Here is a 22,907-nt window from a genome sequence, read left to right on the forward strand (position 1 = left end):
AAATTTTACAAAGAGTGGATGATTATAATTGTTCAAAATATTGTTTGAGTGTTCCGGCAGATTTGTGCAAATCAAGCTGTGCACGATAAAAATCAAGCAGCGATTGCAGGTAATTATTCTGTGCATCGCGGTATGAATTTTCTGCGTTCAACAATGCACTTAAATCGGAAGTTCCCTGCTGATAAGCGAGCGATGTATTATCGTATACTTCATGAGCAAGCACCATGTTGGCGCGGTTTACAGAGATGGACGAATCTGTTCTTTGCAGGGAAACAACTGAATTTTGATACTGCAAATTCTGGTTGTCTTCATTCAGCTTTAAATTGTTAATTGCGTTTTCATAATCAACGGTAGCTTCCTTGTATTGCGCGCTGCGTCTGAGTCCCGTGAAAATATTCCATGTTAATTTCAAACCGACTGCGGAATAATCATACAACTTTCCATAAGCATCACTCATGGAATTTCCGAAACCGTTCAAACCATATCTTGCATAAGCGGACAACGATGGAATTGCACCTGCTTTAATATTTTTTCTGTTGAAATCATACAAAGAAATCTGCGCTTTTTGTTGCAAATAGGGCGTTGTGGTTGCGTAATTAAATTCCGGAACGGGAGCAGTTGCGTCGGGCGTAAATTGTAGCCAGCGCGAAGTGTCGGACAATTGAATATCGGTCGATTGCGGCACGCCGATACTGTTTTTTAAAACATTATAACTATAAGATAAGTTGCTTTGCGTTGTAGCAAGTTGCGAAATCACGTTGTTTAAATTTACCTGAACCTGCATCAAATCGGCTTTTTTTGCTACGCCTTGATTAAAGCGGAGTTGAGCCACTTGCAATAATTTTTCATAACGATTTTTATCGTCAAGTTGCAATTCCAATTGTTTTTGCAAAACGATTATTTGAAAATATGCAGCCGCAATATTATAAATCAGCGATTCATCGTTTGCTTGTTTATTCAATAAAGACAATTGCTTATTTGGTTCGGAAGCTTTGATGCCAACGAGCTTTGCCTGATTATAGATTTGTTGGTCAAGTTCGCCTGTAAAGCCCGCAGCATAAGGAGTTCCGAGTTTTATAATAATGTCTCCGGAGCCGCTGCCGCTTGGTACGCCGGGGATTGTTGAGCCGTCGGAAGAAGTCATGCTTAAAACGCTGGACTGAACTTTTAAATTTCTGTCGAGGTTTCCATTGATGCTTACCTGCGGCAGATAATCGGCAAGCGCTTCATTGGCTTTTTGTTTGGATTGCTCAATATTGTTTTCCTGTATTTTTACGGAAATATGGTTTTTTAACCCGTAATTGATACATTGTTTTAACGTCATGGATTGCTGTGCGCGGCTTTGAAAAAAAGCCGATGTGAGCAAGATTATCAAACCAAAAGACTTTTGTAGCATTTCTAAAATATTTGTGGGTTCTTATTTATTAGAAAGTTGATGCAAAGTAATTTTAAGTATTTCTCAACTGAAAGGGATTTTCGATAACCGGCTGTATTCAATCGGTAAATGACGCCGGATAACCTCAAATTAGTAGATATAACAACTTTATAAAAATCAACATTGTTCGGGATTGATTCTTTCCAGCACATTCTTTAAAGTTTCGAGCAATTCTTTTCTTGCTTTTTTTGTAAGGAAAGAAAAAATTTTTTCTTCTGCTTCGTGAATCATTTGCCGTACTTGCTCTGCAACAAAATCTCCGGCATCAGTCGTTTGCACGATTGTTTTGCGCTTGTCTTCAGGATGCGCTACTATTTTAATCAGCCCTTTTTTTTCAAATACAGAAAGTGTACGCTTTACAGACGATTTATCTCTTTTTGAATAAGTGGCAATATCTTGCTGTGTCAAGTTTTCGCCAAGAAATACAGTCATTAGTACCGGAAGCTGGTCGATAGCAATCGGCATTCTTCTTTCTTTCATCATATCGTTTCCGAACTTATGTATCACTTGGCTGATGCTGTGAACATATGGTGTAAGCATCCCTTCCAATTCTTTTAAATACGGATTATTGCTCTTCATTTTAAAGGTTTAATTCCCTGCAAAAGTAAATTTTTGTTGATATATCAACAAAATATTATTTCTCATTTATTTTTTATTGAAACAATAGAAAATTCAGTTTTTATTCAGAATTGAAAATTAATCTTGCACGTTTTTATTGCTTAATGAGTTTATAAATTCAAAAAAGAGGAGGAAAGTAATTGTGCGTATGTTTTTGAAAATATATTGGAAACCGGTTTTATGGTTGTTGGTTTTTTATGTGAGTGTATGTACTGTTCTGAGAATTGCACTGCTGCTGAATCCCGTTACTACAGCGCATTTTTACTTTATCGATTATGTAAAAATTTTCGTCGGCGGTGCATTGAACGATGCGCTGATATTTGTACTTCTTGGTACACTGTTATGGTTGTATTTATTGTTTTTGTCTGATGGAAAATTTAAAAAACCTTTCGGTTATATCATCTTCGGATTGTTGGTTGCATTGCTGTGTTATCTCATTTTCTTCAACAATATTCTGAAGCAATACGGCAATGTTGTTCCGCTCATCGGAATCCTGTTTGTAAGTTTTAAAACATTGCTGTTCGGATTGATGCTGTTTTTCCCGAAATTGCGCAAACCGTTGAGAACCGTATTTTATTTCATCACGGTTTTGCTTTTTGCCGCGCTCATTTTGCTGAATGCCTTGAGCGAATATTATTTTTGGAACGAGTTTGGCGTACGCTACAATTTTATCGCGGTTGATTATTTGATTTACACCAATGAAGTCATAGGTAACATCATGGAATCTTATCCTGTTGTGCCCTTGTTTACTATGCTTGGAATTATTGCACTCGCGATAACTTTTTGGATTGTGTATAAAACGAGGGTTTTCGTTACACAATTGCCAACGTTTTTTACCAAGATAAAAATCACTGTAATATACGGCGGTGCTGCGTTTCTGAGTTTTTGGTTATTGCCTTTGTTGAGCAAAATGGGCAATACTGACAATATGTTCGCAAGCGAATTGCAATCCGATGGTGTGTATAAATTCTGTGTTGCTTTTATCGATAACGATTTGAATTATTTCAAATTTTATTCGACGATAAATCAAGCTGAAGCATTTCGATTATTAAAAAATCAGTTGCCCGGTTTGCAGGGGAAATCTACTTTGCATGAAGTAAAAGATTCGTTGCCCGAAATACACAAAAACGTGGTGTTGATAACCGTTGAAAGCCTGAGCGAAGATTATTTACAACATTATGGAAATTCAAATCATCTTACGCCGTTTCTTGATTCGCTGGCAGATGAAAGTATGTTTTTTACAAATTTGTACGCCGTCGGAAACCGCACTGTGCGCGGGCTTGAGGCTGTTACGCTTTGCATTCCGCCTGCGCCCGGCGAAAGCATTATCAAACGGAAGGGTAATGAAAATAAATTCAGCACGGGCTTTATTTTTAAGCAAAAAGGTTATCAGGTAAAATTTCTGTACGGCGGTTACAGCTATTTTGATAACATGAGAGATTTTTACGAGGGCAATGGTTATGACATTGTGGACAGAAATAATTTTGCGCCGAATGAAATTTCTTTCGCCAATATTTGGGGTGTATGCGACGAAGATATGGCAAAGAAAGCGATTAAAACAATGAACGCGGAAGCTGCGACAGGCAGGCCTTTTTTCAATCATTGGATGACGGTTAGCAATCATCGTCCGTTCACATATCCGAACGGAAAAATTGATATTCCGGGCGATGCAAAATCGCGAGAAGGCGGCGTAAAATATACTGATTATGCTTTGAGAAGATTTTTTGAAGTGAGCGAAAAGCAAGCGTGGTTCCACAATACCGTGTTTATCATTGTTGCCGACCATTGCGCGTCTTCGTCGGGCAAAACGGCTTTGCCGATGTCTAAATATCGTATTCCGTGTATTGTGTATTCGCCCGGTTTTATTGTACCGCAACAAGTTGATAAACTGATGTCGCAAATAGATATTATGCCAACTGTGATGAGTCTTTTACATTTCAGTTATTCATCAAAATTTATCGGGCAAAATGTGTTAGATGCGAATTACAAGCCGCGCGCTTTTATAGCGACTTATGAAGATATGGGCTTTGTTAAAAACGATACGCTTACGGTGCTTTCGCCTGTGCGGGAAGTGAAACAGTATCATCTTGCGCCCAAAATACTGGACAGTATTGAGCCGCAATTTCAATATCAGTATAAGGAAGTGCCAGTGAAAAATATCGATAAAAATTTGCAGAACGAAACGGTAAGCTATTATCAAACTTCGGCTTGGCTAATGCAAAACGGCAAGTTTCAAAATGATGCGAACTAACAATTAATAACGACCGCACGATTTTTTATAACTTTTTATTTTCCAAAATTTATTTGGTGGTTTCGTATTTGTAATTACCTTTGTCAAATAATAGTGAAAAGATATATAAATAAAAAAAATGTTTTCTCGCGTTACATATTATTTCGGATTTTATTTCTCTTTCTTTTTTAGAAGAAAGCGGGTTGGCTTTTGTAATTAGAAAATAAAATCTGAACAAAACCAATCCCGAAATTTTCGGGATTTTTTTATATATACGATGTATGAGTAATCAAAAAATTCAAAAACATAAAGTTGCTATTCAGGGATACGAAGGCTGTTTTCATCAGGAAGCGGCACAGCATTTTTTCGGGAAAGATGTAGAAATTGTATGTTGCGATACATTCAGGGATTTGGTAAAAGTTGCTTCACACAAGCGTGAAAGTACGGGCGGAGTAATGGCGATTGAAAATTCCATTGCCGGCAGCATCCTTCCGAATTATAATTTGTTGCAAAAAAGCAACCTCAAAATTGTGGGCGAAGTGTATATGCAAATTCGTCAAAATTTGCTGGTTAATATTGGCACAAGTTTAAGTGAACTGAAAGAAATTCATTCGCATCCGATGGCATTGCAGCAATGTTTGAAATATCTGGACGAACATAATTGGAAGCTCGTAGAAACCGAAGACACAGCGTTGAGCGCAAAGAAATTAGCGAAAAGTAAAAGTCCGTATATCGGTGTAATTGCGAGCAGACTTGCTGCGGAAATTTACGATTTGGAACTCATTGCTCCGAACATTCACACGATGAAAAACAATTATACACGCTTTTTGATTTTGAGTAGGGAAGAAGATACAGCGGAAATCGATGATGCGAACAAAGCGTCCGTTTATTTTCATACGGATAACTCGAAAGGTAGTCTGGCAAAGGTTTTGAACAAAATAAATGAAACAGATATTAATCTTAGTAAGCTGCAAAGCTTCCCGATTCCCGGCAGCGATTGGAAGTATAGTTTTCATGCAGATATGGAGTTTGACACGCGTGAACAGTTAAGCTCGGTATTGAAAAAATTAAAGCCGGTAACAGAAGAGTTGAAAGTATACGGTGTGTATAGAAAAGGGAAGAATGTGTGAGTTGGCTTATAGTTGATAGCTAATAGTTCATAGCAAGTGTTCCGGCTGTGAACTATGAACCATAAGCCATGAACTTAAAATATTAATAACAACAAAAATGGCAACGGCAAAACGTCTTGAAAATATAAAAGAATATTACTTCTCAAAAAAACTTAGAGAAGTGGATGAGCTGAACAAGCAAGGAAAAGATATTATCAATCTCGGTATCGGGAGTCCCGATTTACCGCCGCATCCTGATGTTATAAAAACTTTGCAGGAAGAAAGTGCGAAGCCGAATGTTCACGGTTATCAATCGTATAAAGGTTCGCCTGTTTTCAGAAATGCGATTGCGGATTGGTATAAAAAATGGTACAATGTTTCACTCGATGCGAATAAAGAAATTTTGCCTTTGATGGGTTCAAAAGAAGGCATCATGCACATTTGCATGACGTATCTGCAGGAAGGCGACAAAGTGCTTGTGCCGAATCCGGGTTACCCTACTTATGCAAGCAATGTTTCTTTGACCGGCGCAGAAATGCTGCCTTATTCGTTGAAAGAAGAGAATAATTATGAGCCTGATTTTGATGAATTGGAACAGCAAGATTTATCAAAAGTAAAATTGCTTTTTGCAAATTATCCGCAAATGCCGACGGGACAGGAAGCGACAATTGAGTTGTTTGAAAAGTTGGTTGCCTTTGCACGTAAGCATCATATTTTAATCATTCACGATAATCCGTACAGTTTTATTCTAAATGAAAACCCGAAAAGTATTTTGAGTGTTGAAGGCGCTTTGGATGTGGCGATTGAATTAAATTCTTTGAGCAAATCGCACAACATGGCGGGCTGGCGTTTGGGAATGTTGTTGGCGAAAGAAGAACGCATCAATGAAATTTTGCGCTTCAAAAGCAATATGGACAGCGGTATGTTTCTTCCGCTGCAACTCGCAGCAGCAAAGGCTTTGACGCTTGGTAAAGATTGGCATGACAGCGTAAACAAAGTTTATAAAGCGCGTCGTGCGAAAGTGTATGAGCTGTTGGATTTATTGGAATGCACATACCGCAAAGAGCAGGTCGGTTTGTTTATGTGGGCTAAAATTCCCGCGAAATATAAAGACGGTTATGAGTTGGCGGACGATATTTTATACAAAGCAAATGTGTTCATTACGCCGGGAGGAATTTTCGGAAGCGAAGGAAATAATTATATCAGAATAAGTCTTTGCGGAAATATGGAAAGGTTTGAAGAAGCGATTCGGCGCGTGAATCGTGATTTTGCAGGATTAAAAAGATTTGCATGATTTGAGATTCCTCACTCGTGCCTCGTTCGGAATGACGCGCACATATAATCAAAGATAGCGCTCGTCATTTCGACCGCAGGGAGAAATCTCAAAATAAAACGATAATGAATAATTCTTTAAATAAAAATATTGAAATAGCGGCTGTTATCGGTCTTGGTTTAATCGGCGGTACATTTGCGTATGCTTTGCGCGACAATAAAATCGTATCAAAAATTATCGGCGTTGAAGCAAATGAAGAACACGCAAAGAAAGCATTAGAACTTGGTCTGGTTGATGAAATTTTGCCTTTGGATGAAGCCGTGCAACAAGCTGATTTTATCATTCTTGCAACACCTGTAACCATTGCAGCAACACAGCTTCCGAAGATTTTGGAGAATGTCGATGAGCAAATCGTTATTGACTTAGGCTCTACAAAATTTGATATTATCAATTCCGTGAAAAATCATCCGAAGCGCGGAAGATATGTAGCTTCGCACCCGATGTGGGGAACTGAGTTCAGTGGTCCCGAAGCAGCGCAGCACAATGTCTTACGCGACCGAGTAAACATTATTTGCGACAAAGACGACAGCGATAAAGATGCTTTGGAATTTGTAGAAAATTTCTATCGAAAAATCGGGATGCGTTTGGTGTATATGAACGGCGAAGCGCACGATGTGCATTTGGCGTATGTTTCGCATATTTCGCATATCACGAGTTTTGCATTGGCGAACACGGTTTTGGAAAAAGAAAAAGAAGAAGATACCATTTTCAATCTCGCGAGTTCGGGTTTTGAAAGTACGGTGCGTTTGGCAAAAAGTAATTCGGCAACCTGGGTTCCCGTTTTTAAACAAAACAAAGAAAATGTGCTGGATGTGCTGAACGAATATATTTCGCAGTTGCGAAAATTCAAGTCATCTTTGGAGAAGGAAAACTGGGAATATCTGAACGAATTGATTGAAGGGTCGAATAAGATTAAGAAGATATTGAAATAATAATGAGTTTATCTATTTATAAATCGTTTGAAGATTTATCAAAGCTTAGTTATGAATATTTATATGCACAACAGGATTTGTGCGAGGATAAATATTTATTAGGTAAGCATGAAAGATATTATTACGACCAAGATACAGGATTAATTACTTTTAGTAATAATGATAAGCCTTGCATAGCATTTAAATTTGAAAACGTTGGTTCTGTTTCATACATATCAGACACATGGCTTTGGGCTTGGGCTAATGATTCTTGTTTGAAAAATGTTACGACTGAAATTCTTACTGTGAAAGAATTGGGGCAGTTAAACAATTTTGATAAACTTTATACAGATAAATGGGAAGCTGATATTTATGACGGATGGGAAATGACGGCAATTTCTGCTTATGCATTAAAATCGATTGGTGTATATCGTGTCCCAAATGATGAAGAAAATATTTTCCATTTCAAACTATTAACGGCATTAGAATTTATTGATGCAATAGAATTAAAAAAAATAAGCGATTAAAAATAATTGACCACAAGAGTGGTCGCAAATATATAAAAATAAAAATAGACAAAAAATCCGACCCGAAGGGTCGAACATAAATTTTAAATACGAACAAAACAAGCCGACGGCAAGATGCCCGAAGCAATTAAAAAAGATGTTGATTTTTGTATGAGGAAAATCAAAAATCATACATCACAAATCACAAATAAACATGATAACATTTGAAGAGTTAGGATTAGACGAGCGTTTGGTGCAGGCAGTTACGGAAATGGGGTATGTAAATCCCACGCCGATACAGGAAAAAGCGATTCCCGTTCTAATCAACGGAACAAAAGACCTCATCGGTCTTGCGCAGACAGGGACCGGAAAAACGGCGGCATTCGGTCTGCCGTTGCTGCATTTGCTCGATGCAAACGATAAGTATCCGCAGGCGTTGGTCGTTTGTCCTACGAGAGAACTATGTTTGCAAATTGTAAACGAAATAATTAGTTTTAAAAAGCATATTAAAGGATTGCAGGTCGTAGCGGTTTACGGCGGTGCATCCATTTCGTTGCAAATAAAAGATATTCGCAGAGGCGCACAGGTTGTGGTGGCAACGCCCGGAAGATTGATTGATTTAATTGAACGCAAAGCCATCAACCTCGAACAGATAAAATATGTAGTGTTGGACGAAGCCGATGAAATGCTCAATATGGGCTTTCAGGATGACATTGAATTCATCCTGCAAAACACGCCGAACCGCGATAGCACGTGGCTTTTCAGTGCAACTATGCCGAATGAAATTCGCAAAGTGAGTAAGCGCTACATGAAAGAGCCGGTTGAAATTACGGTGGGTAAAGTGAACACGGCGAACAAAAATATTGACCATCAATATTATGTTACATCAGCAATTCATCGTTACGAAACGTTAAAGCGTTTGATAGATTTTAATCCCGGTATTTACGGAATTATCTTTACACGAACCAAAGCCGAAGCGCAGGAAATTGCAGAGAAACTCACACGAGAAGGCTACGATATCGATGCCTTGCATGGCGACCTTTCGCAGCCGCAACGAGACAAAGTGATGAACCAATTCCGCGACAGAAGTTTGCAGCTCTTAATCGCTACGGACGTGGCGGCGCGCGGTATTGACGTGAAAGACATTACACACGTTATCAACTACGAGTTGCCCGACGATGTGGAAGTTTACACGCATCGCACCGGACGTACGGGGCGCGCAGGAAATACGGGCGTTGCGATTAGCATCATTCATCAGCGCGAAGCATACAAGCTCCGCCAGATTGAAAAAATTATTCAGACACAAATTAACAAAGTAGAAATTCCGTCGGGTAAAGATGTATGCCGTAAACAGTTTTTTTACTTCATGGATAAATTGTTGAAGGCGGATATTTCGCACGGCGATTATGAAACCTATGTGCCGATGCTGGAAGAAAAATTTGCCGACATTTCCAAAGAAGAAGTGCTGAAACGTGTGGCTGCTTTAGAGTTTGACCGCTTTTTGAAATACTATGAAAATGCTGGCGATTTGAATGCGCGTATTCAAGACCGCAACGAACGCAGAAGCGACGACAGAGGTCGCGGAAGAAATTCACGTGACGGCGGAAGGCGCGACAGCCGAGACTTTCAGGGCGATACCACAAGACTGTTCATCAACATCGGTACAAAAGACGGCTTTTATAAAGCGAGCTTTTTACAGTTCATTTTAGATATGAGCGATTTGAGAAAAGACGTGCTCGGAAGAATCGATATGAAAGAAATGAACAGTTGGGTAGAAATTGATAAACGAGCCGCGAATCAAATGATACGCGCTTTGGACGGCAAGAATTTTAAAGGAAGAAAAATTCGTATGAACGATGCGGACAGCGGAGGTGGAAGAAGACGATAATTATTCTGAACCATGATTTGGTTGGATTTTTGGGATTTATTGGAAAATAAAAACCATAATTACCATAGAGAAACAGCGTTCTATTTTTCAAAACAATTTGTGTAATTCGTTAAAATTCGTGTAATAAAAAACAAAAAATAAATAAAAATGGAAACATTAGATATTGCATCACAAAAAGAAAAAATTCAGCAGGTTTGGAAAAAACGCCCGTTGATAATTTCAGGTCCGTGCAGCGCGGAAACTGAAGAACAAACTATTGAAACCATTGTTGGTTTAAGCAAATTGGGAAAGATTGATGTAGTTCGCGCGGGCATTTGGAAGCCGCGTACACGTCCCGGAAGTTTTGAAGGAATCGGCACAAAAGGCTTGCCTTGGTTGCAAAAAGCAAAAGAACTCACGGGCTTGCCGATGGCGGTTGAAGTGGCAACGCCAAAGCAAGTGGAAGACGCTTTGCATTTTGGTGTCGACATTCTGTGGATTGGCGCGCGTACTACCGTGAACCCTTTCTCCGTGCAGGATGTAGCCGATGCGTTGCGCGGTGTGGACGTTCCCGTGTTAATCAAAAATCCAATCAATCCCGACCTCGAATTATGGACAGGCGCGGTTGAACGCATTGACCGTGCGGGTATTAAAGACATCGGTTTGATTCATCGTGGATTTGCAGCTTATGGCAACACGGAATACCGCAATGCACCTATGTGGCATTTGGCGATTGAGATGAAACGCCGTTATCCTGAATTGTTGTTCATCAACGACCCGTCGCACATCAGCGGTCGCAGAGATATTTTGCAGGCAGTTGCACAAAAAGCGATTGACTTGGATTACGACGGATTGATTGTGGAAACACATTGTAATCCCGACAAAGCATGGAGTGATGCGAAGCAACAAATCACGCCGGAGCAGTTCGGTAAGATGTTGGATGAAATTGTTTGGCGTAAAGAAGAACAAGCAAATATTGACCATCAGACATTGGAAAAATTCCGTCAGCAAATCAATCATTTGGATGATGAACTTGTACAGCTTTTGTCGCAAAGAATGAAGATTGCGGACAAAATCGGCGAATACAAAAAAGCAAACGGCTTAACGATTTTGCAAACAAATCGCTGGAACGAAATTTTGGAAAAAGCCATTGCAAAAGGAGAGAAAGCAGGCTTGAGCAAAGAATTTGTTACCAAATATTTTGATGCAGTTCACATGGAAAGTATTGCGCATCAGAATAAAATTATGAACGATTAGTTATTAATTAATAATTAGTAATTAAAAATTAATAATTGAGATTGTTTCGCTGCGCTCGCAATGACGGAGCACGTTTGTCGTCATTGCGAGGAGCGAGGTACGAGCGACGTGGCAATCTCTTTTAAAACTTTTAATTGTTTTGAAAAAGATAATCAAATATTCTTCCGCATCCACTACATTTTATTTCGACAGTTCATTAAGCGAGTTGCAAAACCTGTTCGATAAAAAATCGACTTTTATCATTACCGATGATAATCTGTACCATCATTATCAAAAGAAATTAAAAGGCTGGAACGTACTATTGATAGGGGCTGGCGAAGAATTTAAAAATCAGCAAACCGTTGATGAACTCATCACAAAACTGATTGAAGCCGGCGCGGACAGGAAATCGACCATCGTTGGAATTGGCGGCGGCGTGGTTACGGACATTGCGGGTTATGTGGCTTCGGTGTATATGCGCGGCGTGGATTTTGGTTTTGTACCTACGTCCATTCTTGCGATGGTCGATGCGTCGATTGGCGGCAAAAACGGTGTAGATGTTGGCGTGTATAAAAATATGGTTGGGATAATTCGTCAGCCTAAATTTTTGTTGTACGATTATTCTTTGCTCAAAACTTTGCCCGAAAGCGAATGGATTAACGGCTTTGCGGAAATCATTAAACACGCAGCAATCAAAGATGCAGCAATGTTCAAATTGCTTGAAACCAACAGCCTGAAAGACTTTCAGAAGAATAAAGAATTGCTCGGCAAGCTGATTCAACGCAATGCAATGCTCAAGGCAAAAGTTGTTCAGGAAGATGAATTTGAACAAGGCAACAGAAAACTATTAAACTTCGGTCATACGCTTGGTCATGCAATTGAAAATAAATATCAATTGCCGCATGGATTTGCGGTTGCAATCGGAATGGTTGGCGCGGCGTATTTGTCAAAAGCTATCACGGGTTTTCCTGCTTCGGAAAAATTAATCAAAGTAATTGAAACCTACGGTCTGCCTGCATTCTACGACTTTGATGGGAAAGATGCTTTGCAAAAAATGTTGTCCGATAAAAAGCGTGTGCGCGATACAATCAATTATGTTTTATTAAATAAAATAGGTCAAGCGATATACAAACCTTTGACGATTGATGAAATTGCGCCTGTGATTGAGGCAGTGGGGAAGAAGCAATAGTTTTTTGTGCTGTGCGAGGCATCCTCGCCTCGCATGATTATTTTGTTGCCTCATGGCAACTTTAAAAAGTCGGCAAGAGCCGACAGAATAGAGGTTTGAAGCGCCCTCGCTTCAAACAGCGATAAATTTATACTTTAATTTTTTTTATGCAAACGAATATTTTAGTTCCAAACGTCATCACGATTCATCCTTCAAAAATTTACGGAAGCATTGTTGCGCCTGCATCTAAGAGTTCGATGCAACGCGCGTGTGCAGCGGCTTTGGTGCGAAAAGGCATCAGTATTATTCATAATCCCGGTGTATCGAATGACGATATTGCTTCATTAAATGTTATTCAAACTTTAGGTGCAAAAGTTGAACAGTTAGAAGACGGAAGTTTAAAAATCGACAGTACAAATATTGAGTTACAAGACGAAATAGCTATCAACTTCGGCGAAAGCGGTTTGGGTACAAGAATGTTTACACCGATTGCCGCGACAACTTCTTCAACAGTAAACATTACAGGCGAAGGCAGCATTCTTTCGCGCCCGATGGATTTCTTTGATGAAATTCTTCCACAATTAAATGTGGAAATTTCTTCCAATGACGGCAAGCTACCTTTGAAAATTAAAGGTCCGTTGCAACCGAAAAATATTACGATTGAGGGCTCTTTAAGTTCTCAATTTTTGACAGGATTGTTATTAGCATTTGCAGCCTCCCTAAATCCATCCGAAGGAGGGACTTTGAAAGATGATGAAAATAATAGCGTTACTATTTCTGTGAAAAATTTAAAGAGCAAGCCATATATAGATTTGACTCTGAAAGTGATGAAAGATTTTGAATTGAATGTTCCTGAAAATAAAAATTATAACGATTTTGTTTTTTCAAACTCACGATTCACGACTCACGACTCACGCATTGATTATACTGTTGAAGGCGACTGGAGCGGCGGTGCATTTTTATTGGTTGCCGGTGCCATCGCAGGCGGCATCACAGTTTCAGGACTTGATATTCATTCAACACAAGCCGATAAAAAAATATTGGAAGCGTTGCAGGATTGCAGTTGTCAATTATCCATTCAGGAAAAACAAATTGAAGTTGCGCCTGCGAAGTTAAAAGCATTTCAGTTTGATGCAAATGATTGTCCCGATTTATTTCCGCCGTTAGTCGCGCTCGCTTCCTACTGTGAAGGCACGACTGTGATTGAAGGCGTTGAAAGATTGACACACAAAGAAAGCAACCGCGCATTGACTTTGCAGGAAGAATTTGCCAAACTCGGAATTGCAATTGTTTTGCAGGATAATTTAATGCTGGTAAAAGGTGGAACAGGCGTGCATTCTGCTGTAACACATTCGCGCCACGACCATCGCATTGCCATGGCTTGCGCGGTTGCTGCGTTACGTGCAAGCGGGGAAGTTACTATCGAGGAAGCCACCGCCGTAAAAAAATCTTATCCTAATTTTTACAATCATCTTGAACAATTGGGCGTAACTTTATCCTCATAAAAATTTACTTTATGAACTATGATGATATTGTTACACTCTTAGGAAAAGACAACGAATATTTATTTTCCTACACCTCAAAAACCATTGATAAAAGTTTGTTGCATTTGCCTTCGCCTACTTTTGTAGATGATGTTTTTGCGCCGTCAAACAGAGTTAATCAAACGCTTAGAAATCTTCAATTAATTTACAACACAGGTCGATTGGCAGGCACGGGTTATGTTTCCATTTTGCCGGTTGACCAAGGCATAGAACACAGTGCGGGCGCGAGTTTTGCGCCCAACCCGATTTATTTCGACCCTGAGAATATCGTGAAGTTGGCGATTGAAGGCGGCTGCAATGCAGTGGCGACAACCTTTGGCGCACTGGCTTCCGTATCGAGAAAATATGCGCACAAAATTCCTTTTCTGGTCAAGTTAAATCACAACGAATTGCTCACGTATCCGAATAAATTTGACCAAGTCATGTTCGGCTCGGTGCGCGATGCGTGGAATCTTGGCGCGGCGGCTGTGGGCGCAACTATTTATTTTGGTTCGGAAGAAAGCGACCGGCAAATTGTGGAAGTTGCCAAAGCGTTTGAAGAAGCGCACAGTCTCGGTATGGCGACGGTTTTGTGGTGTTACCTGCGCAACAATGCCTTCAAAAAAGACGGTAAAGATTATCATGTTTCTGCGGATTTAACGGGACAGGCAAATCATATCGGCACAACCATTCAGGCGGATATTATCAAACAAAAATTGCCGGAACTCAACGGCGGTTACGAGGCATTAAATATGGGCAATAGCAGCTATGGAAAATTTGATAAAAGAATTTATACCGAACTTTCAAATGATAATCCTATTGACCTTTGCCGCTACCAAGTGTTGAATTGTTACATGGGACGCGCGGGCTTAATCAATTCCGGCGGCGCATCTTCCGGCGACGAAAGCAAAGATTTGTTCGATGCCGTACGCACGGCGGTTATCAATAAACGCGCGGGCGGAACAGGTTTGATTTCGGGAAGAAAATCTTTCCAAAAGCCTATGAAAGACGGCGTTGCATTGCTGAATGCGATTCAGGATGTTTATCTTGAAACTAAAATTGATGTGGCGTAGTTTTCAATTAAGAATTTGTAATTAATAATCGGTGCATGAAGTGTTCACAGATTCATGTGCATAACACACGTATAAATATGGCAAAATCAAAATCATCTAAAACTAAAAAACAAGAAATAAAAATCAAAACACTGTTTACCGACATCGGCGGCGTATTATTAAACAATGGTTGGGACAGAAAGAAACGTGCAGCCGCAGTTGAAAAATTCAAATTAGATGCGGAAGAATTGCAAGAGCGTCATCACTTAACTTTCGATACTTATGAAGAAGGAAAAATTTCTTTGGATGAATATTTAGACAGAGTGGTGTTTTACGAAAAGCGCAGCTTCAGCAGAAAAGCGTTTAAAGAATTTATGTTCAAATCTTCATCGGCATATCCCGAAATGATTGACCTTTTCAAATCATTAAAAAAGAAGTATGGTTTTCACATCGCAGTTGTAAGCAACGAAGGACGTGAGCTGAACGATTATCGTATCAAAACTTTCGGCTTGGATGAGTTTGTCGATTTTTTTATTTCATCGAGCTTTGTACATTTGAGAAAGCCCGATGCAGATATTTTCAAATTGGCGTTGGACATTGCACAACATTCGCCCGAAGAAGTGTTGTTTATCGATGACAGGCCAATGTTTGTGCAAGTTGCAGAGCGTTTGGGCATTAAAGGTATTGTGCATAAAAATTATGAAGATACCAAGAAGCAATTAGCGGAATATGGTTGGAAATAACAATCGTATTTTAATTCTAAAAGTATTATAGTGTTTACAATTTGGGATAATGTTTGCCGTCATTCCCGCGCAGGCGGGAATCTCTTGGCAATTACTTTTTTGAGATGCCGAAACGAGTTCGGCATGACGTGTAATCGCTTTCATTTTTAAAATATCATGTTATAACTAAATGAATAGTTTCGGTCGCATATTTAAAGTTGCCGTTTTCGGCGAGTCGCACGGCGAAAGCGTAGGAATCAATATTGACGGTATTCCTGCGGGATTGCCTTTGTCTGTTGAAGATTTTTTGGAAGATATGGAGCGTCGTAAAGGCGGCAAACAAAAAGGTGCAACGCCGCGTCAGGAAGAAGATTTGCCGATTTTCAAAAGCGGTATTTTTAATGGATATACCACAGGCGCGCCCATCACAATTTTGTTTGAAAATAAAAACACGCGCTCCGAAGATTATCAAAAGCATCGTTCGCATCCGCGCCCGGGTCACGCCGATTTTGTAGCACACGAAAAATATGGCGGCTTTGAAGATTTTCGCGGCGGCGGGCATTTCAGTGCAAGATTGACGGCAGGAATTGTAGCTGCGGGCGTGATTGCAAAAAAATTATTGGGCAAAGAAATTTCCATTCATGCGGAAGTAACGGAAATAGGCGGCGACAAAGATCTGGAAAGAGGTTTGCAAAAAGCCATTGATAAAAAAGATAGCGTTGGCGGATTGATTGAATGCCGTGTTCAAGGCTTACCGATTGGTTTGGGTGAACCGTTTTTCGATAGTGTAGAATCGGCTTTGGCACACGCTGCGTTTGCGATTCCTGCAGTAAAAGGCGTGGAGTTCGGCGCTGGTTTCGCGGCTGCAAAAATGTTTGGCTTGGAACACAACGATGCGATTGAAAACGCTGAAGGAAAAACCAAAACCAACAATGCAGGCGGTATTGTCGGCGGCATTACAAATGGAAATGAATTGGTTTACAGAATTGCTGTAAAGCCTACCTCATCTACGCCGCAGCCGCAACAGACGTGGAATTGGGACAAAAATATCGTGGATGAATTTTCTGTAAAAGGTCGCCACGATTTGTGCGTGGCATTGCGTGCACCCGTGATTCTGGAAGCGATGACGGCGATTGTGTTACTGGATTTTATGATGCTGGAAAATAAGATTGAGAGGGTTTATAAGAAGTAATTCTATTTAGAAATTATTTTGTTATGCGCGGCATCTTTGCCGCGCATTTTTATTTTATCTCAACACATACTGTTTAAGTATTTCAATTGTTTGATTTTAGCTATTTTTTGTTTGATTTTTTTCGATTGGTTTTCTCATTGCTTTTTAACTTTGAAATGATAATTCAAATCATTTTACAATTAAAATATCTTAATTAACCCAAGTTGCGGGTTATGGTATAAAAAGCGAAGAGCATCGAATAAAATAATAGTTTTGAGTTACCACACTTAAAACGGTATTTATCGATGCTCAACGGGGATAAAGTTATAAGAATATTTTGTTTGGTAGATGATTTATTAAAAGGAATTGGTCATCAGGAAGATGTACGTTGTCGAGTAAGCGATAGCGAAGTGATAACAACGGCAATCGTAGCGGCTCTTTATTTGGGGGGACATCATGATAATGCGAGAGGTTTTATGCAAATGACGGGCATGTGTCCTCAGATGTTGGACAAAAGCAGATACAACAGGCGTTTGCACAGATTAGAGCCATTGTTGTGCAGTATGTTTTTTCAGCTTGGCGGGTATTTGAAAGACATCAGCGGAGCAAGCAGTTATGTGATAGATTCCTTTCCTGTAGCGGTTTGCGACAATATAAGAATATCGCGCAGCAAGATGCTGAAAGGCAAACAATGGCGTGGCAGGCAAAGCAGTATGCGCAGATATTTTTACGGAGTAAAGGTGCAAGTGCTGACAACAGCGAAAGGCATACCGGTTGAATTTGGTTTTGTTCCCGGCAGTGAGAGCGATGTGCAGGCATTGAAAAAGCTGCCGTTAAGCGTAGCGCCTGAAAGTTGTATTTACGGCGATGCCGCTTATACGGATTACACCATCGAAGATGATATGTTGGAAGCAGAGAACATTCATTTAATGATTGGCAGGAAGTCCAACAGCAAAAGAAAGGATGAACCTTGGGTAAGATTTTTGAAAGAACACAGCAGAAAAAGAATTGAAACAACATTCAGCGAAATCAAAAATCTGTTCCTTAGAAAGATTCACGCTGTAACTTTTAAAGGTTTTTTACTGAAAATATTGATGTTTATTTTCGCTTATACCTTGAATAGACTTACTGATTAAATAGCAACTTGAATTAATTATGGAGTATAGACAATTAGGCGCATCGGGTTTGCAGGTTCCGGTGTTGTGTTTTGGTACGGCAACGTTTGGTGGCGGAAATGATTTTTTCAAAGCTTGGGGAAATACGCAGTTAGACGAAGCAAAAAGATTAATCAATATTTGTCTGGACGCGGGCGTTAATTTCTTTGACACGGCAAATGTATATTCACGTGGCTTATCTGAAGAAATTTTGGGAAAAGCCATTGAGGATGTTCGCAACCGTGTATTGATTTCAACCAAAGCAACTTTTCCTATGAGTGATGAGCCAAACGATTTCGGCTCTTCCCGTTATCATTTAATTCAGCAATGTGAAAACAGTTTGCGCAGATTGAATATCGACCATATCGACGTATATCACTTGCATGGCTTTGACGGAAGAACGCCTGTCGAGGAAACTTTGCGCGCATTGGATGATTTGATTACAAGCGGCAAAATTCGTTACATCGCTTGTTCCAATTTTTCGGGCTGGCATTTGATGAAGTCTTTATCGGTTTCTGAAAGATACGGTTGGGCGCGTTATGTGGCGCATCAGGCTTTGTATAATTTGTATGACAGAGAATTTGAATGGGAATTAATGCCGTTGGGCATTGACCAAAAAGTGAGCACGTTGGTTTGGAGTCCTTTGTCATCGGGACGTTTGGGTGGACGATATAAAAGAAATAATCCTGTTCCGCAGGACAATCGCATTAATCAAGGTGGTGCTCATGGTCCGGCAACGGATTTTGAACGGTTGTACAACATTGTGGATATGTTGGAAGAAGTTGCCGGAGAAGTTGGCAAAACGATTCCTCAAGTAGCATTAAACTGGCTTTTGCAACGTCCGACAATAGCAAGTTTAATTATCGGTGCGCGAAACGAAGAACAGTTGAAACAAAATCTCGAAGTTGTCGGCTGGAATTTATCTGTCGAACAAATCAAACGTTTGGATACGGCGAGCGAGCAAACAGTACTTTATCCTTATTGGCATCAGCGGCAAAATACAACGCTGAATCCTTTGCCTAAATTTTATTAGGGAGACAACATTAAAAGCAAGACATGAAAACGTCTTGCTTTTAATGTTTAGCATCATATCAACGGCAACTCATTTGTTGTTGAATTTTCATTTCTTTATTCAGCACTATATATTCCAACAATAATACTTCGTTATATGTCGGCGAAGTAAATCCGTAGTTGATATATGATATCCGCATCATGCTTCTTTTTACCATATTCGGATATTGGGAACCGGCTCTTGCCTGAAAGAAAAAGAACGGTTTTTTAAGATGCGTAACTGCGTAATACAAAGCCGAAATATCTTCAGTCGGTATAGGTTTCTCGCCAAGTCTGAGCAAAGATGTTTGCAGTATCAGTTTATACATTACGTTGTTTGTTTCGGCTAAGCGTGTATAAATATCATTTATAATCTGCTTGCGGTAAGGCTCAAGTTCAGCAATATAAAACGTGCCCATTAGCCGGCTGATGTGATACAGAATAATTTCAGGATAGTAATAATAGGGCGAGCAATACGCAGCGTCGTTGAGATATGTTTTTCGACGGAGTAAATCTGCTAAAATATATACTGTTGCAGAGTCAACAGCGGAATAGGGTAATTGGTATTTATTTACAAAATAAAGCACGTTGCAGAATACACTAAGGTCAAAATCTACACGCATTTTAGGTCCCAGCCATGTAGAGTAAGTCGGTATATGTTTATATTTTTTGTAAAAGCTATTGACCGTTCGTCCACGGCGAGTGTTAGCAAAACTTTCAAAGATGGCTTTCGCCAGTTCCGCTGTGCTGTCCGGTGCATTCATGCTGAGTAATAAGATTGATGTATCGTCAATGTCTTCCGAAGAAGCGGCGTTGCTTGCAATTTTTTTTGAGAAGATAATAGAGTGGAGCATTACTTCGCCATTATTTTGCCGGAAATAATAGTAAGGCAATCCTTTTTTATTTTTATAATGGGGATAAGCATTTTCTGAATTGTGAAGCAGTTGCTCGACAAGCATTTGCTGCTTGTGGGACAAAAAAGGAAGTATGCCTCTTAATGTAAAATTGATGGTTCCTGTAAAAAAAATAGAATTGTCCCGCGTTGTTCTTTGGGGAAATCCAAAGCAGCGGCGCAATGTAGGATACATACCTTTAAAGCCGTCCGCATTATCGTTTTTCATTTGCATAGTTTCAAGGTCTTTAAGTATCCGCAGAACGATGCTGTCTGCCGGAGATGCCGCGCGGAGTATCCGGATGTTTGAAAACAGCATTAAAACACTCAGCAGCAAAGAAATTGCATGCTTTGGTCTCATTGCCAGTTTTTTTGGTATGAAAAATCAGTTATGTAATTGGTACGTGTACCGAAACCATTTTACAAGGTTGGACATTTTAGCACGGTCGCATATCAATTCTTTGCGGCTGCAATTTTTTAAGATAAACTTCCCGCCATGTTTTTCCTGTATCGATACAAATTGTTCCAAAGCTACGAAAGTAAGTGTAAGCATAACATTTATTCTGAAGAAAAAGCTGCGGATGTTTTTTTTCGGAAAGGGAAGCGACAATATTTTATCGCAAAGTGTGTTGTATTGCTCTGTAAAATAAGTATGCAGTTCAACAATGTTGGTATAGCAAGCCGGCAGCGTGATAATGGATTTTTCCCTGTCTTTGTATGTGTCAAAAATATCGTTGCTCAATTGCAGAAGGCTTCCCGTGTCATATATTATTTGTAGAATTGTATCGTCTTTTGGTAAGTCCAGTACGCTGTAATAAAACAATAAAGATGTTCCGCCTTTTTTGGCAGTAATAGTTTTCACTTCGTCGCGACTGATGCTGGAAAGTTCCTGTTTCCTTGATAAAATTTGGGCAGCAAAAACTTTTTCCGAAATGTCGTTGAAGAATGAAATATCTTTTACATTGCTTTTTATTTCTTTTCCATATTTGATAAAAGCCTCTTGCATTAATGTGTGGGGAGTTGCCTCAAATGGGTTTTCCATCATCAGCCGGATACGTTCGTCCGGCAGATTTTCAATGTCAAAAAAGTCATCGAAAAATGGTGTAATAATACCTTGCAATGTTTGAAGCCGAAGTTCTGTCGGCTGTAAATCTCTGCCGAACAGGCGGCAAAAACTTTTCCCCAGGACTACTGGAACAAATACAGCGTAATAGTCGAAAATTTTTTGTTGTGTCAGTTTGGAAAATGCCGTATTGTATTGCTTTTCCAGTGCAGCCAGCTCAGGTTCTATGACAGCTTTGAGATAAGCAATCTGCTGCTTTCTTTCCGAAGCTAACGGAACTATTTCCCTGAAACTGAAAAATGGACTCATGCTGCAAAATTAAAACCGGAAACCATTGCTATAATTAATGGGAGTAACTTTATGAATTTAGCCTGCTGATACCGGCTTTCGCCTGCTGGTCTATATTATTCTGAAAATCGTGTCCTTTCATGCTTAGGCATTGATTATACATTTTGATTGCTTCTTCTTTTTTGCCTGCTTGTTCATACATAAAACCCAACTGTAAAGCAGAGCGTGCCGCATAATGTTCTTTTCTGTTTTTACCCATATTTATAGTTGTTTGGTAGTAATAAATAGCTTTATCATTCATGCCCAATTCGTCATAGGCTCTTGCCGTTTGAAAATAATATTCCAGTTGGTCGGTAACAGTAGGCAATGTTTTGGGATTATATCCGTTCAGCACTTCTAAGGCGCGATTGTAATAGCCGCCGTCTATCAGGTAGCGTGCTTTTAGCACAGGCGCGGCAGTCCATGCATTATTGTTGGCAAAGCGTACTGCCTGCTTATCGGAATCGGTATTGGCGTTTCCTTCGTTTTTGATTTGCCTGCGACAATAACTTGCTTTCTGAAGATTATCCTGCAAATAATAGCTTTGTGCCATTTGCATATAAGCGTCTTTTATGAACGATGGAGTTTTGGTTCTGCCAATATACTTTTGAAAATATGCCGGTGCGTTGTTTTCCAGCTTAGTCAATAGCGCATAACCCATTTCATAATCAAATATCGGCAACAGGTTGTATGCATCTGTATTCTGTATAGATTGTAAAGTTGCCAGCGCTACGTCGGTTTTGTGATAGTTGAGCGCAATGTTTATTCTTACAAAAGCATTCAGCGGATAGCCGTCGATAGGAAAATTGCGACTGTTAACATATCTCCATACGTCTTCCTGTTTGTGTTGAAGATAAAAACGCAGATAACAAGATGCCAATATTGCTTCGTACCGGAATAAATCGGTTGATGTCGTAGAGCCGATAAATGTGGTAAGTTTGGCTATGCCTACATTTACATTGCCTTTCATTCCCAATACAGAAGCCAGCCATTTATATTCATCGGGAATTGTGCCAATGACGGTTTCGCAAATGCCAAGAAAATATTTGTTGTACACAAATGAAGGAAATGCTTTTTGGTTGTCCTTAGCCAGCAGGTAAGCCTTACGGAAATAAATGGCTGCTCTGTATTGCTCGCCGGCACGGGCATATACCATAGCCCAATGCATATACATACCGCTTTTGCAGGCTCTGTACCACGGAGAATTTTTATCGCCTTTTTCAATTAAGGAAATTCTCTTGTCAAGATTGGGTTTGAGCCGGTCAAATTGTTCTTCGTCGCCATTCATCAATAATGTGATGCAATCCTGATAATCGCTAAGAAAAACAGCCATCAGGTTATCGGGATGTGCAGCCTCTTCCTGTTTTATGAGTAAACTTGCTTCCGTCAGGTGCAGCGATAGAAATTCTTTATATGCTCTGCCGCATTGCTCATTATAATCGAAAACATAGGATGCAGCACGTCCTTGCCATGCAGTAAATACAACTATCATCAATAATAAAAAACGCTTTGCGGAAACAGTAAGGTTGAGCAAGAACAT

Annotated in this window: 19 protein-coding genes; 14 read left to right on the top strand and 5 right to left on the bottom strand. The window is 39.8% G+C overall.

What is annotated here, in order from left to right; translation table 11 throughout:
• Positions 1-22: 22 nt before the first annotated feature.
• Together A9P82_RS00560 and A9P82_RS00565 are read right to left on the bottom strand one after the other, a co-directional pair.
• Entirely contained in the window at positions 23-1,396 is a 1,374-nt protein-coding gene (locus A9P82_RS00560; RefSeq protein WP_066202901.1) for a TolC family protein, read from the bottom strand.
• 156 nt (positions 1,397-1,552) lie between these two features.
• On the bottom strand, positions 1,553-2,014 hold the full coding sequence (locus tag A9P82_RS00565; protein WP_066202905.1) for a MarR family winged helix-turn-helix transcriptional regulator: 462 nt from the start codon (positions 2,012-2,014) through the stop codon (positions 1,553-1,555).
• A gap of 187 nt (positions 2,015-2,201) precedes the next feature.
• Between A9P82_RS00565 and A9P82_RS00570 the strand changes: the two genes are divergently transcribed.
• From A9P82_RS00570 to A9P82_RS00635, 14 genes are all read left to right on the top strand, one after another.
• Positions 2,202-4,304 carry an LTA synthase family protein gene (locus tag A9P82_RS00570; protein WP_066202910.1) on the top strand — a complete coding sequence of 701 codons (2,103 nt, stop codon included), beginning with the start codon at positions 2,202-2,204 and terminating at the stop codon, positions 4,302-4,304.
• A gap of 260 nt (positions 4,305-4,564) precedes the next feature.
• On the top strand, positions 4,565-5,413 hold the full coding sequence (locus tag A9P82_RS00575) for a prephenate dehydratase (protein WP_066202913.1): 849 nt from the start codon (positions 4,565-4,567) through the stop codon (positions 5,411-5,413).
• A 97-nt stretch (positions 5,414-5,510) separates the two neighbouring features.
• Positions 5,511-6,686, top strand: coding sequence for a pyridoxal phosphate-dependent aminotransferase (locus A9P82_RS00580; RefSeq protein WP_066202916.1), 1,176 nt, complete (start codon positions 5,511-5,513; stop codon positions 6,684-6,686).
• Between the two features lie 104 nt (positions 6,687-6,790).
• On the top strand, positions 6,791-7,657 hold the full coding sequence (locus tag A9P82_RS00585; RefSeq protein WP_066202919.1) for a prephenate dehydrogenase: 867 nt from the start codon (positions 6,791-6,793) through the stop codon (positions 7,655-7,657).
• Positions 7,658-7,659: 2 nt separating this feature from the next.
• Complete coding sequence (locus tag A9P82_RS00590; protein WP_066202922.1) at positions 7,660-8,163, top strand: DUF6882 domain-containing protein; 504 nt, start codon at positions 7,660-7,662, stop codon at positions 8,161-8,163.
• Positions 8,164-8,356: 193 nt separating this feature from the next.
• Positions 8,357-10,030: a DEAD/DEAH box helicase gene (locus A9P82_RS00595; RefSeq protein ID WP_066202925.1), complete on the top strand. Its 1,674-nt coding sequence runs from the start codon at positions 8,357-8,359 to the stop codon at positions 10,028-10,030.
• A 147-nt stretch (positions 10,031-10,177) separates the two neighbouring features.
• Positions 10,178-11,266, top strand: coding sequence for a chorismate mutase (locus A9P82_RS00600; RefSeq protein ID WP_066202928.1), 1,089 nt, complete (start codon positions 10,178-10,180; stop codon positions 11,264-11,266).
• A gap of 139 nt (positions 11,267-11,405) precedes the next feature.
• Positions 11,406-12,434, top strand: a complete 1,029-nt coding sequence (aroB, locus tag A9P82_RS00605) for a 3-dehydroquinate synthase (protein WP_082915147.1) — start codon at positions 11,406-11,408, stop codon at positions 12,432-12,434.
• Positions 12,435-12,580: 146 nt separating this feature from the next.
• Complete coding sequence (gene aroA / locus A9P82_RS00610; RefSeq protein WP_066202932.1) at positions 12,581-13,918, top strand: 3-phosphoshikimate 1-carboxyvinyltransferase; 1,338 nt, start codon at positions 12,581-12,583, stop codon at positions 13,916-13,918.
• 11 nt (positions 13,919-13,929) lie between these two features.
• Positions 13,930-15,009, top strand: a complete 1,080-nt coding sequence (locus A9P82_RS00615; RefSeq protein ID WP_066202935.1) for a class I fructose-bisphosphate aldolase — start codon at positions 13,930-13,932, stop codon at positions 15,007-15,009.
• A 77-nt stretch (positions 15,010-15,086) separates the two neighbouring features.
• Positions 15,087-15,731, top strand: coding sequence for an HAD family hydrolase (locus A9P82_RS00620; RefSeq protein WP_066209432.1), 645 nt, complete (start codon positions 15,087-15,089; stop codon positions 15,729-15,731).
• 169 nt (positions 15,732-15,900) lie between these two features.
• Complete coding sequence (locus A9P82_RS00625) at positions 15,901-16,902, top strand: chorismate synthase (RefSeq protein ID WP_066202938.1); 1,002 nt, start codon at positions 15,901-15,903, stop codon at positions 16,900-16,902.
• Between the two features lie 284 nt (positions 16,903-17,186).
• Positions 17,187-18,017: an IS982 family transposase gene (locus A9P82_RS00630; RefSeq protein WP_066202942.1), complete on the top strand. Its 831-nt coding sequence runs from the start codon at positions 17,187-17,189 to the stop codon at positions 18,015-18,017.
• Between the two features lie 19 nt (positions 18,018-18,036).
• Complete coding sequence (locus A9P82_RS00635; RefSeq protein ID WP_066202945.1) at positions 18,037-19,068, top strand: aldo/keto reductase; 1,032 nt, start codon at positions 18,037-18,039, stop codon at positions 19,066-19,068.
• Between the two features lie 58 nt (positions 19,069-19,126).
• On the opposite strand, the gene A9P82_RS00640 is transcribed toward A9P82_RS00635, so the two are convergent.
• Genes A9P82_RS00640 through A9P82_RS00650 form a run of 3 tightly spaced genes read right to left on the bottom strand, consistent with a single transcriptional unit; the run spans position 19,127 to position 22,907 of the window.
• Entirely contained in the window at positions 19,127-20,338 is a 1,212-nt protein-coding gene (locus A9P82_RS00640) for a hypothetical protein (protein WP_066202948.1), read from the bottom strand.
• A 24-nt stretch (positions 20,339-20,362) separates the two neighbouring features.
• A complete protein-coding gene (locus A9P82_RS00645) occupies positions 20,363-21,349 on the bottom strand; it encodes a class 1 isoprenoid biosynthesis enzyme (RefSeq protein ID WP_066202951.1) in 987 nt (328 codons plus the stop codon).
• Positions 21,350-21,398: 49 nt separating this feature from the next.
• Positions 21,399-22,907 (bottom strand): tetratricopeptide repeat protein, encoded by a 1,509-nt coding sequence (locus tag A9P82_RS00650; RefSeq protein WP_066202956.1) that lies wholly within the window; start codon positions 22,905-22,907, stop codon positions 21,399-21,401.

The sequence above is a fragment of the Arachidicoccus sp. BS20 genome (assembly GCF_001659705.1).
Lineage (GTDB): Bacteria > Bacteroidota > Bacteroidia > Chitinophagales > Chitinophagaceae > Arachidicoccus.